Raw genomic sequence first — 13838 nt, forward strand, 5'->3', positions numbered from 1 at the left:
TAATAATTTAACTCAAATTGTGTATGAGAAAATCTTTTATGATATATGTAACATCAATTGGTTACAAATCTTATATCTATAAGTAATTGATTTATTTATAATTGCTATATTTAAAAAGTCAAATTAAAAACATGAGAAATTTCTTTCCTCTACTTTTTTTAATCCTCCAAATAAATTCTACCGCTCAATCGATTTCTACAAAGCCTATAGAAATTACTAGTAAAGACAGTATTTATATGCCTTTAGAAGAAGTAGCTCTTTACAAAGATTATTCTAAAGAACTTAATTTTAATCAAATTACACTCCAGCCATTTAAATCTATACTTCTTTTAGATTTTAAAAATTCTGAACCAAATGCTTTTTATTGGTATAAATTTAAAATAGATCTTAAAACAGATGCCAAAATATTATATTTTCTAACCTTTATTAGTGATGCTTCAGATTTTTATATACCTCTTAAAAAAAAAGGTTACAAAAAATATGAAACCGGGACATTTATTAAAAAAGGAAAGATTACTTATGATATTGAGCAGGCTTCATCACTTAGTTTATCTATAGATTCGATTGACTTTTCTAAACCTTTTTATTTTAATAAAAAACCAATCTCCAATGCCGGAAAATCAAGTATCAGAGAATCTTTTGGGATTATACTTGTTGACCATAAAAGTGTTGTTGGTGATATAATTAGAGAGGTTTCCGTAGCTAAACATCAAGAGTTTTATACGGGTGCTATATTCATTGCTTGCTTACTTTTTCTTGTAAGTTTTTTTATCTCTAGAGATAAAAACTTTTTGAACTATAGTATTTACTTATTTTTTGTGACCGCAATTTTTGCTCCAAATACTCCATTTACTTTTTCTGTATTGAACAGTATTAATCCTATGCTTTTTCATTATATAAAACAACTTAGCATTATTGGAGCTTCCTTTTTTTATTTTTATTTTGTTTACGGGATCTTAGAGTTTAAAATAGTCCATAAAAGATTATATAAATTTTCTAACTATTTTTTATTCAGCATTATTCTTTTCGCTATTATTAACTTAATCATAACTATAGTTGATCCACATTTAAATTATCGTATTGGTATTTTCTTCACATTTAGAATATTTTTTGGTAGTACAGCATTAATTGTCTTTGTATATCTATTCTCTGTGAGAAAAGATTTGATATCAAGGGTTGTACTCATAAGTAGCTTTTTACTTATTATTGGGAATATTGCTTCTATAATTACAGGTAATGGTTTATACTTTTTAAATACTGTACTAATTGAGATTTTAATTTTTTCAGGAATTGTATCGTATAATAATAAAAGAAATGTTGAATATAGAATTAAAGGCCAGTATGAGCTGGATAATGAACGAAAAATAAAGACCGAACTTATACAACTAGACAAAGCAAAATCAAACTTCTTTGCTAACATATCACATGAGCTTAGAACTCCACTTACCTTAATATCTGGACCCATACAAAATAAATTAATGAATGAAGATCTTAGTGAAAAAGATCGGGTTGATTTTGAATTAGTTTTAAACAACAGCAACAGAATTTCTGATTTGGTCAATCAATTATTAGATATCTCCAAAATTGAAGCCGGTAGCATGACTTTATCTTTGCAAAAGGTAAAACCAATACAACAAATTAATGCTATCGTTAAAGATTTTGAGTATACAGCAAGTTTAAAAAACATTAATTTTCTAACGTATTTAAACAATCATGAAGAAGAAGGCTGGTTGGATCGGGATGCCTTATATAAAATTGTAACTAATTTAGTGTCGAATGCTATAAAATATACTCCAGAAAATGGTTCTATTATCTGCAATGCTCATATTAAAAAAAATAAACTCCTAGTTGATATAAAAAATACAGGAGAAGGCTTGACCAAAGAACAACAACAACTGGTTTTTAAACGTTTTTATCAAACTCATAGTTCTCAATCTGGTACAGGTATTGGGCTAGCTTTGGTTAATGAACTTGTAAAATTACACGAAGGAGTAATCACTGTGGATAGTAAACCAGAGGAATGGACAAGCTTCAGTTTTGCAATCTCCCTAGATAAAAAGGTCATAAAAAATGCTACAGTCATAGAAGAAAACTCAGTACCTATTACTCATTATCATACAATTCATGAAATTTCTGACACCACTACAACTGAGTTAGAATTGGGCGACAAAAATGATGAACTCCCTATTTTATTAATAGTTGAAGACAATACCGATTTAAATAAATTGCTTCAGGATAATTTTAAAGATCAGTATCATATTATTAGTAGCAATAATGGAGAAGAAGGATGTGAACTGGCAATACAACACATTCCCGATATCATCATTTCTGATATTATGATGCCCAAAAAAGATGGAATTGAGCTTACTAACGAATTAAAGAATGATGAACGTACCAGTCATATTCCAATCATTTTATTAACTGCAAAAGCCGGTGAAGAAAATGAATTGTCAGGATTGCAAATAGGAGCTGATGAATACATGACCAAACCTTTTAATCAAAAAATACTGGCCGCCAAGGTTAATAATCTTTTGATGATTAGAAAAAAATTGCAATTGCGATATAGCCAGGAAGTATTTTTGACTCCAAAAGACATTACCATAACCCCTATGGATGAAAACTTCTTAAACAAAGTACAAAAGGTAATGGATGAACAATTGATAGAATCTTCTTTTAGTGTAGAAGAATTTAGTAAAGTCATAGGTATGAGTCGAATGCAACTACACAGAAAATTAAAGGCCTTAACTGGCTTAACATCTTCAGAATTTATTAGATCTCAACGTCTTAAATTGTCCGCACAACTACTCAAAAATTCTGATACAAATGTATCTCAGGTTGGATATGCTGTAGGTTTCAACGATCATTCTTATTTTACTAAATGCTTTAAAGAAATGTATCAATGTACTCCTTCTGAGTATGCTACTAAAGAGAGTAAATAATTCTTTTATCTTCTTATCACCTCTTAACAAACACCCCTAAAAACAAGGGGGAATCCCCCTATTCTCTTAATGTTACATAATTCATAGTCTTTGTTACATACCTCATAACGATCTCCTTTTACATATCCTAGTTTTTCCGTCAAGTCTAAAAACAAAGTTTGATTTATTGATTGATCATGCTGGCATGAATAAAAAAAGAAAAAGTTATAAAGGGCAACTCAATAGTTTTTCGACGAACAGCATACATCTAAATATAAATCATTTAGAAGACGGAACCTACACGTTAAAAATCATACATAAAAACAAAATAATTAAGGAAGTAAAATTTAAGAAGTAAGAGTATCATCTATCAAATTTCTGTTTTTGTTGAAAGCTTGATTTTTTCTAAAAAAATTATGAAAAATATTCATAATAGAGGTAACAATATTCTTTGTATAGTGATTTGAAGATGTAAAACTTTAAAAAGTAAAAAAATGAAAACAAAAGCTTTTAACACACTACTGTTAGCCATCCTTACGGTTATCCTTTTTTCATGTAACTCAGATGATGATGATAATACATCTTTCCGTGGAGGAGAACCTTCCTTAACCTTTACAGTACAGACCGAAGAAGATCAAATGGGTGAATTTGCAGAAGTTGCCATGGCAATTTTTGATGGGAAAATTTATGCTGCCGGAGGTTATAATTCATACGGTGGTTCTCAATTTCATTTCCTCTGGTCCAGTAATAATGGTATTAATTGGGGTACAATGCCTCTTTCTAGCACAACACCCTTAGGGAGCTTTGCAGCTTTTCGTACAGGAACTACATTAACAACGTTTAATGATCAGCTTTGGCTTATAGGTGGTAAAGACATTGCAGATGTTCCATATACGAATATATGGCATTCAGCAGATGGGGAGTCCTGGAGTGAATTATCACCTCCTTTTGGAGCATTACTCACACACGAAACCTTGGTATATGACAGTAAAATGTATGTAACAAAAGGTAATCGTACAACTAACCAAACCGAGGTATGGTCAACAATAAATGGTTTAGACTGGATACAGGAAACCGATAATGCGTTCCCTGGAAGAGCAGGACAAAAAGGTATTGTTTTTAATAATGCAATGTATCTATTAGGAGGAGAAGATATAGCCGGTAACAAAGTAAATGAAATATGGACCAGTACCAATGGTAGTTCATGGGCAGAAGTTAACCCCGCTACTCTATTTTCTGAAAGGAATGCACATTCTGTAACAGTTTACAACGATAAAGTATGGGTTATTGCTGGTAAAGATAACCTTACCGAGTTTAACAACGAAATATGGTATTCATCAGATATGATGACCTGGACCAGATATGAAGGACCTAGACCCGCTCCTACAGAAGGCATCAATAGTCACACAGCATTAGTATTTAATGACGAGATATGGCTTTTTGGAGGCAATCAACCCGATGGTACAGGAGGTTCCCGAAGAACCGGTGAAATACGAAGCTTCAAAGAAGATTAAAAACTTCTTGATCAAAAAAATAACGCCAAAGAATAGCATTTACTAAAATCTAAATCTCAAAAAATGAAAACATCAAAATCTATTTTATATACATTTTTATTATCGCTATCGATTACCATACTCTTGTCTTGCTCTAACGATGACAACGGCCCCGGAATAGATCCTAATCAAGAAATCATATTAGCAACATTTGATTATTCTAATCTTAGTGTAAACAGTTTACCTAATATGATCATCGCCAACAATACAGAAGGTGAGCTATTAACCAGCGTAGAAACCAATAAAGTACCAGGAATTTACACGCTAACAGCAAAAGGATATGCCTCAAATAGTTTTATGCTTACTACCCTTTTAGAGACAGATAGTTACAAAAGTCTTTCTACAACCAAAGACGTACCTGTAGGCAGTAGTGCAATTGCTCCTAATCACCACCCCACTAGAAACGGTAGCATAAAATTTACGCTAAACTTAACTGGGGCTACACGCATCAGGCTTTCTGTTTATGGACTAAAAAACAGAACTGTTACCGATGGAACCGATCCCTTAACCAGTGCTCCTACCAAAACCTATGAATATAATAAAGAAGGTTCTGGTGATAAGATTTTCCTAAAAGTAAGGTATAAGCCAAATGATGTAGATCCCATAATTTATGCATATACATGGATCGATAATTATAAAGAAACTGAAAATAGAGATTTAAGTTTTGCAGATTTCACTATAGTACCCACAAGCACTATAACTATAAATGATACTTCAGATGATAATTACACTGATCTTTCTGCTATTTATGACACCAACAGATATGTTAATCTCGAAAGTAACTTTCCTCAACACTTGGAAATTACAGAAGGATTTGAGTATTACTTAACAGCATATGGAGCATCATACCCCGATGGAGTACACCATAGCAAAGCAATTAAAACTGATGTTTTACCTGAAACAGTATCCGTTAGAAAACCTGATTGGAATTTTTCGTACACTTCAACATCAAACATCCTTCAATTACAACCTTCTGGTGATTATTTATATACCAATATTGATACTCGAATTATAAATCCTGCCGCCAAAAATCTTTCTTGGAACATTACTATTCCGAATAATGGTGCTAATAAAGTAACACTTCCACAGTTACCAGAAAGTCTTTCTGATTATACCGATTATTTTGAAGATACGTCTCGTTTCGAAGATAATTATGTACGCATGATTAATTTATCTAATAACCTCAACTATGTAGATTATATACAAGATTCAATTGATAGAACATATAATCTGGCAGATCAAAATGGAGAATCAATTTCAATTAACATAAATCCATAAAACCATCATGACGCTTATCAAAAAAATGAAGTAACGATTAATAAAATAATCTATGAAAAATATCGCTTTTTTAATTGCAATACTGTCACTCACATCAGTTCATGCTCAGAACAACAATTGCAGTAAGTTTTATGCTAGTCAGGAAGGTAAAGAACTAATCATTCATCAATATGATAAAAAGGAACGTCTTTCTACTATAACCGAATTTAAGGTAACCGATGTAAAAAGCACAGCTACTCAAAGTGTTATTACTATTGCCATGAATCTAAAAGATGGTAGAAACAATAAATCAATTGTCACCTCATCATTTAAAGCTCGTTGTTCGGGAAAAACGACTCGTTTAGATCCTGAATCTTTTATTGCTCCTGGTATACTTGATCAATATAATGACATGGAATATAGTATTCGGGGAGATGATATTTCTTTCCCTAATAGCTTAGCCATTGATCAGGAATTGCCCAATGCATCTGTACACATGTCAGTAAATGCAGGAATCATGAACATAAACATGACTACCAATATGTTAAACAGAAAAGTAATTGCAAAAGAGCAAGTCACTACTCCTGCGGGGACTTTTGATTGCTATGTAATTACCTATACCAACGAGTTAACCATGGGAATGACCACGACACAACATTCTAAACAATGGATAGCAGAAGGTGTCGGTATGGTAAAAGAAGAAACACGCAAAGCAAACGGAAAACTAATCACAAAAAGCATTTTACATCAAATCAACTAAAATTAATTCATTATGAAAAAAGTAGCCACATTAATCACAATATTCATTTTTATAGTTTCATCACGGGCACAAGACTCTGGATTTGACGCCAAAACAAAGGGAAGTTTTATTGCCAACGGGAGTGTCAATGTTTATTTCACCACTCGAAAAAGAAATGATGACAAAGCAACCGCATTTACCACCAGAATAACGCCAAAAGTAGGATATTTTGTAATCGATAATCTTGCCGTGGGTCTCGAATTAGGTATCAACACAAACAAAGAAAAGCAAGATTCAGATTTTGGAGATATAGAAACGACCACTAATGGTTTTGGCATAGGACCTTTTGCCCGTTATTACCTACAAAACAACATCTATTTCGAAGGTCTTATTGGAATAGGAAGCTCTAAAACAACTACTGATGGAGGGTTGCTTGGCTCAACAGATATAAAATCAAATATTTTTGGATTTAGAGTTGGGGCTGGTTATGCTTTTTTTCTCGGAAATCATGTTGCCATCGAACCCAGTGTAAGTTATTCCTGGGAAGATATTAATCCCAATAATGCACCATCTGGTTACAAAGAAAGTCTGTCCTCTATTTTTCTGGGTATTGGTATTTCTGCCTTCTTTTAAATATACCATATAAAAAACCTAATTATAAGAGTGATATCAATTCATTTGATAACAGACATAACAAAATGGCCAATAATGATTCTATACTAACACTTACAAAAATCAATAAAACTAATACGTATAAACAGATGAAAACAATAAAAAACAGTATAGTTATATTGCTAATACTAGTGCTAACAAGTTGTAGTAGTGATGATAATGGCAATACACCTCCAGTAGTACTACCAGTAGCAACTCTAAGTAGTATAAGCCCTATCAGTGGCCCAAAAACTACTATTGTAACCATCAACGGCAATAATTTTGGTGAAGACATTAGTACAGTACAAGTATTTTTTAATGACAAAGAAGGTACTGTACAATCAGTAAGTAATAACCAAATCAGGGCAATTGTGCCAGCCAGAGCATTTACAGGACAGGTAACCCTATCTGTAAATGGCACAACACTTACCGGCCCAGAATTCACCTATACTATTACCGAAGTAAATGTAAGCACTATAGCAGGTAGTACGCAAGGTTATGTAGATGGAACAGGTACCGTTGCCCAATTTAATAACCCTACAGGCATTACAGTAGATACAGATGGTAATCTATATGTTGTAGACATACAGAATCATAAAATTAGAAAGATCACAGCTCAAGGAGTAGTAAGTACCCTAGCTGGTAATACTCAAGGAAATGCAAATGGAACAGGTAGTATGGCTCAATTTAATTTCCCTACAGATATTACAATAGATACAGAAGGCAATCTATATGTGGCCGATACCTGGAACCACGCAATAAGAAAAATAACGCCTCAAGGAGTAGTAAGTACTATCGCAGGAAGTACCCCTGGTTTTGCTGATGGAACTGGCAGCATGGCTCAATTTAATTTTCCTTATGGGCTCGTAACAAATACTCTAGGAAATATATTTGTTGCCGATTCTGGGAACGATAAAATAAGAAAAATTACACCACAAGGAGTAGTAAGTACCATAGCAGGTAGTACTGCAGGTTATGCAGATGGAACTGGTGGTATGGCTCAATTCAATTTCCCTACAGGTATTGCAATAGATAAGAATGACACCCTATATATAGTAGAACGAGGTAATAATAAAGTACGAAAAATCACGCCTCAAGGAGTAGTGAGCACTTTAGCAGGTAACACCTCTGGTTTTGCTGATGGCAATGGTACCGCGGCCCAATTTAACTCCCCTACAAGCATTATTATCGATACAGCTGGAGTTATCTATGTTGCTGATGCTGGGAATGACAAGATAAGAAAAATCACGCCTCAAGGTGTAGTAACTACTCTGGTAGGAAGTACCTCTGGTTTTGCAGATGGCACAGCAGTATCTGCTCAATTTGATTCTCCATTTGATGTTACAATAGATACCGATAATCATCTTTATGTTTCCGATTCTAGAAATCATAAAATTCGAAAAATAACACAAGAATAAATACTCACTTAACATCGAAATAATGAAAACAATACAATTCATTTTACTCATTCTTGTTGCGGGTATTTGTATACGATGTAGTAATGATGATAATTCGAACACCATAGTACCAGAAACAAAAACAATTGATGGATCATGGGAACATACCAGTGGAATCATTCTGGATGGGTCCATAAAATTCATATCAATTGATAAAGAAAAAGGAATATTAATCATGCTATTCGAAAATGAGTTCGGTTTTAGAGGTATCAAACAGTATAATGTTACAATAGATGAAAGTAACATCAATTTTTTAACTCCCACCGAAATCTCAGAATTTGGATATACTTTAGACAAAAATGAACTTAAAATCACTCTTCGCAACAATACTGCAACCTTCAAGAGATTAGACACTGATCTTAATTTGGATAACTGGGTGAAGACATTAACTATTTTGCAAAATGCAGTAGTACCTTTTAAAGATATTGATATCGCATTTGATGGGAGTTCAATTATAGGATATAGTGAAGAAGATAGAGGGATTATAAAAATAAACCCAGAAACATTAGCTATTGAATCAGTTATTGCAACAACACTAACTCCTAAAGCTGTAGAAATCGAAAAATCTGATACCAATCCACTTCTTTTTCAGGCGGATACCGGAAACATTTTTCGGGCATCGTTTTATAGTACCGGAGAAACATTCTATACCTCAATAGATAATGGAGGTTTTATAACAGGATTAGCATCAGAAAAACCTGGTTACACATGGGTTGCCACCAATAATAATGATTATATAAATCGCTATAAATCTAATGGTTCTTTAAATCCTGGGGAGATCTTACAACAAATTGATTTAGGGTTCTATTCTATTAATGGCCTTGATTTTCAAGGTGGGTATTTGTATGTCGCAGGTGGGCAGTATTTATACAAATGTCAAGTTATTCCGGAATTTGAGGTTATTGAGGCTTATAGAATACCTGGATATGCTATGAAAGGAGTTGCTTTTGACGGTACTAACTTCTGGCTTAATGCCCAGGGAGAAGACAATGCTTTTCATTTATTAAAATCTGACTTGACATTATAGAATATAGGGGTCATTAAAAAACAATAAAGTAAGAACACATGAAAACTTTTTTTAAACACTTTAATATCATCATTTTAGTGCTTTTAACACTACTACTAGGCTGTAAAAATGATGATGATCGACCTATTGTACAATTTGAACTTGGGGAAATTACACTTTCTACGCCAACCACCGATGAAACTCTTTTTCGTATTGATGGAGAATTATCATGGGATGCTTTTGAGAGTAATGAATCTTTTGGCTATGATATTTACATAGGATTTGACGACAACAATATGAGTAAAATAGCCACCGTTACAACCACATCATATACTATAGAAACTCCTCTTGAAATTGGAGCTATTTATAAATGGAAAGTAACTGCAAATAATGGTGTAAGAGATATTGGTACATCTGCAATCAGGACCTTTACTACAGAACATATCGCACCCAGGCTACTCACCGACAATGCCGCTTTTCCTAAGCGGGCATATTCAACTACAGTAGCTTTTAATGATAAATTATGGGTTATCGGCGGTCAAAATGAGACAGGAGATCCTTTGGGAGATGTTTGGTCAAGTTCTGATGGTATTACTTGGGTATTAGCACAAGATGCCCCTCCGTTTGGTACTATTCATCAACACTATGCTATCGTATTTAATGACAAATTATGGGTGTACGGAGGTGTACGAGGAGCAAGTGTATCTAGGGCAATTTATAGTTCTGAAGATGGTATTACCTGGACAGAGGAAGCTGAGATAACTCCATTTAACCAATATAATAATATGACTATGACCGTGTTTAATAACAAATTATGGCGTATTGCAGGCTACAATGGTAATGTTGCAGATCTTTCTAATGAGCGCCATGTCTACAGCTCTACCGATGGTCTTAATTGGATTTTGGAAACCAATAATCATGGTTTTGCAGTCAAATATGGGATGGGTATTGCAAATTTAAACAATACGTTATATGGTGTTTTAGAAAAAGGAGATCCAAGTAACCGAAGTGTAAGTATACGAACAAGCACCGATGGAGCTACATGGGGTGAATTATCAAATAATACAACGATAAACTTCTCATACAATCCAACACTTACTGTCTTAAACAATAGGCTTAATATAGTATCAGGCTCTAATCTTACTAATTATTATCAATCAAGAAACGGGATTGATTGGGAGCTCGCTACAAACAGAAGTACAATAACCGGAAAATTAAAATATGCTTTTGCAGTATTAAATGGAAAATTATATGCCGTAGCTGGTGGTTCTTCACCAGGCCTAGCAAACAATTCTGTTTGGATTCTTAATTAAACAAATCATTAAAACTTTACATCATGAAAACAAAAAAATTAAAATTGAAGTACTTTTTTTTAGCATTCATTACTTTACTAGCATTAGGTTGCTCAGACGGAGAAGACGGTGCCGTTGGGCCAGCTGGTCCACAAGGAGGGCAAGGTATTGCAGGGGACAACGGAACCAATGGACAGGATGGGAATGCAAATGTTCGATCTTTTACGTATGATCTCTCTACGGTATCAGGTTCATTTTATGACCAATCTATACCAGAACTCACTCAAGAAGTAATTGACAATGATGCGATTTTAGGATACTTAAAATTAAATGGAAGCACTCGTTTATACCCAATCCCAAATACTAACTTAACTCCACTAGGGATTGATATCAGGACCTTTATAGAGTTGGAAAAATATTCTACGGATTTCTATAATAGAAATCTAAGCACTACATTTTCTGTTACCGCTGGGCAACTTGATGAACTAAGAATTGTAATCATAGCATCAACAAATAGAAGCGGTGAGCAGCAGGATATTCTATCCAAACTAAAAGTAGAAGGAGTAGATATCAATGATTACTATGCTGTAATGAAGTATTTCAATAAATAAAAATGCTATTATCAAGTAGTAGTGTATTATAACTTACCCCATTAATACCCATTACCTAAATAAAAACCAAGGCTTAATGTCTTGGTTTTTTTGATTAGCAAATTGTGTCTTATATTCATTTCTCGGAAATGAATAAAAATTACTCATAGGTTGGTTGATAATCAAGATGACCTGTTTGCCAAAAAGCAAATGAAAAGATATCTGCCATTTCTTCATTATATTTTTGATCAGAATCATTAACCCCGTGTCCTGAGTTAAAATCAACCTTTAAAAGAATCGGTTTTGGTGATCCGTTAAATTCCTGGAGTTTGGCAATAAATTTCCCTGGATCCCAAGCTACTACTCGTTGATCTTTTATACCCGTAAGGATTAATGTTGCCGGATATTCTCTTCCTTTTTTGAGGTGTTGATATGCATCCATTTCGAGGAGTGCTTTAAACTCTATTGAATCTTTTATCGTTCCAAATTCTTTTACATTATTAGGGCCATTAACCTGAAATTCTGATCGTAATAAGTTAATCGACGGAACTACACCAATAGCTACACTAAATAAATCCGGGCGTTCTGTTATAGCCCTACCCACCATAATCCCACCTGCACTAATTCCATAAATTATAGTGTGATCTGATGATGTGAATTTCTCATTTATCATATATTCTGTACATGCAATTGCGTCTTTCCAAGTATTTTTCTTTGTAGTTTTAAATCCTGCTTTGTGCCACGCATCTCCTTTTTCGCCACCACCACGAACATGAGAAACTGCCAGTACTCCTCCTTCGGATATCCATGTTAAAAAAGCAGTAGAGAAGAAAGGAGTATAAGAAGCTCCATATGACCCGTATCCTAATAGTATCGTAGAGTTTTTACTATTTAACAATGTGCCTTTTTTGTAAATAATAGATAACGGAACTTTTTCTCCATCATAAGAAGAAACTTCTACCTCTTTAACTACTATATCATTATATTCTTCATAATTTACTAAAGGTGATAAATTAGCCTTTGTAAATATCTTCTCTATTAGGTCATACCTATATAAAGTATAAGGAGAAGTCCATCCATGAGTAGAAACATAAAAATTCTCTCCATATGAAGCTACAAAGCTTTTACCAGAAGCTATAGGTAATGTAATCTCACTTTCAATACCATCATTAATAACAAATAACCTTGATTCTACACCATTTTTTAATGTTGTAAAAAACAGTCCTTCTTTTCTATATTCAAAATCCAAAATGGATCTGTCTTTTTTTTCTTTGACCAAGACTTCTGGGTTTTCAAAATCAGGATTTATAATTGATGTTTTGCAAATCTTAAAATTTGAAGCCCCTTTGGCAGTTAGATATATTATATCTTCGTTTTCAATAACAAATAATTTGATCTTATCTGTCTTTTTAAATAATGGTGTCCATCGAATTTTTTGATTTTTTATATCTGTAGTTTTAGCATAAAAAGTATCTTCATATACATTTACACCTGCAATACTTGCGAATATATACTCCCCTTGGTTAGAGTGTCCCGAAACATAAGGGAAATCTTCACTTTTTATATCTATTTCGGGGTTATTAGTTTTTGAAAATAGTTCTGTAGTCGTTTTCGGATCTGTTCCTATTTCATAATACACAGCAACAGTATTAAGATAAAAATTCTCATCATTTATATCTATGATTGGTAAATATTGATAAATAAATCCAGAGTTATCATAGAACCAATGTATTCCGTTTAATCCAGATGGATCACAATTAGTTATTATTTTAGGCAAAATTACTTTTGTGGCAACGTCCATAACTATTATTTCAGAAACTTCTTCTCCTTCTTTAGACAGGCTAATTGCTATCTTTTTTCCATCCCTGCTTGGTTTGATATAATTAATAATATATGAATACCCTAAATCAGGCTTGTATTCTTTAGGATTATAAAGTAATATTTCTTTTTCAGTATTATACGATTTTTTATGATATAGCATAAATACATTTTCTCCTGAGTTCTGTTTTAAAAAAAAATACTCCCCTGCCGATGTTATTCTAGAGTTTTTAACTTTATAATCTCCTCTACTACTTGCTTTTTGTAATTTCTTTACTAAATCATGTTTTTTAGAAATCCTATTCAAAACGGTTTGTGTATACTCTTGTTGTTTATGAAACCAATTGATAACTGTAGAGTCTTTTAAGTTTTCAAGATTTCGATATGAGTCGATTATTGTCTCTCCAAAATATTCGTCAACTATTTCTTTTTTAGGAGTTATTGGTGGGCCGCTAAGGGCTCTATTCTTATTTTGACAAGATACCAATATTATAAAAATTAGCGAGGGTAGTATTTTTTTGCACATTACTTTATATCTCAAGGTTGACAATAGATAG

At 33.1% G+C, this 13838-nt stretch carries 10 protein-coding genes; 9 read left to right on the forward strand and 1 reads right to left on the reverse strand.

Annotation, left to right across the window (positions count from 1 at the left end; genetic code table 11):
* The first annotated feature begins 131 nt into the window (after positions 1 to 131).
* The 9 genes from Z054_RS29885 to Z054_RS29890 all read left to right on the forward strand — a co-directional run bounded on the left by Z054_RS29885 (position 132) and on the right by Z054_RS29890 (position 11484).
* A complete protein-coding gene (locus tag Z054_RS29885; RefSeq protein WP_024768796.1) occupies positions 132 to 2939 on the forward strand; it encodes an ATP-binding protein in 2808 nt (935 codons plus the stop codon).
* Between the two features lie 473 nt (positions 2940 to 3412).
* Entirely contained in the window at positions 3413 to 4432 is a 1020-nt protein-coding gene (locus Z054_RS0103955) for a Kelch repeat-containing protein (protein ID WP_024768797.1), read from the forward strand.
* A 63-nt stretch (positions 4433 to 4495) separates the two neighbouring features.
* Positions 4496 to 5749 carry a hypothetical protein gene (locus Z054_RS0103960; protein ID WP_024768798.1) on the forward strand — a complete coding sequence of 418 codons (1254 nt, stop codon included), beginning with the start codon at positions 4496 to 4498 and terminating at the stop codon, positions 5747 to 5749.
* 52 nt (positions 5750 to 5801) lie between these two features.
* Entirely contained in the window at positions 5802 to 6488 is a 687-nt protein-coding gene (locus tag Z054_RS0103965; protein WP_024768799.1) for a TapB family protein, read from the forward strand.
* A 12-nt stretch (positions 6489 to 6500) separates the two neighbouring features.
* Positions 6501 to 7100 carry an autotransporter outer membrane beta-barrel domain-containing protein gene (locus Z054_RS0103970; protein ID WP_024768800.1) on the forward strand — a complete coding sequence of 200 codons (600 nt, stop codon included), beginning with the start codon at positions 6501 to 6503 and terminating at the stop codon, positions 7098 to 7100.
* A gap of 128 nt (positions 7101 to 7228) precedes the next feature.
* Positions 7229 to 8536, forward strand: coding sequence for an NHL domain-containing protein (locus tag Z054_RS0103975; protein WP_161635240.1), 1308 nt, complete (start codon positions 7229 to 7231; stop codon positions 8534 to 8536).
* Between the two features lie 22 nt (positions 8537 to 8558).
* The gene (locus Z054_RS0103980; protein ID WP_024768802.1) at positions 8559 to 9602 is read left to right on the forward strand and encodes a hypothetical protein; all 1044 of its coding nucleotides are present in this window, start codon (positions 8559 to 8561) and stop codon (positions 9600 to 9602) included.
* A gap of 38 nt (positions 9603 to 9640) precedes the next feature.
* Positions 9641 to 10894: a kelch repeat-containing protein gene (locus tag Z054_RS0103985; protein WP_024768803.1), complete on the forward strand. Its 1254-nt coding sequence runs from the start codon at positions 9641 to 9643 to the stop codon at positions 10892 to 10894.
* A gap of 23 nt (positions 10895 to 10917) precedes the next feature.
* A complete protein-coding gene (locus tag Z054_RS29890) occupies positions 10918 to 11484 on the forward strand; it encodes a hypothetical protein (protein WP_024768804.1) in 567 nt (188 codons plus the stop codon).
* Positions 11485 to 11623: 139 nt separating this feature from the next.
* Here Z054_RS29890 and Z054_RS0103995 read toward each other — a convergent pair whose 3' ends face one another.
* Positions 11624 to 13807: a prolyl oligopeptidase family serine peptidase gene (locus Z054_RS0103995; RefSeq protein ID WP_024768805.1), complete on the reverse strand. Its 2184-nt coding sequence runs from the start codon at positions 13805 to 13807 to the stop codon at positions 11624 to 11626.
* Positions 13808 to 13838 lie beyond the last annotated feature (31 nt).

Origin of the sequence: Aquimarina macrocephali JAMB N27 (assembly GCF_000520995.1) — a bacterium.
Taxonomy (GTDB): Bacteria; Bacteroidota; Bacteroidia; order Flavobacteriales; family Flavobacteriaceae; genus Aquimarina; species Aquimarina macrocephali.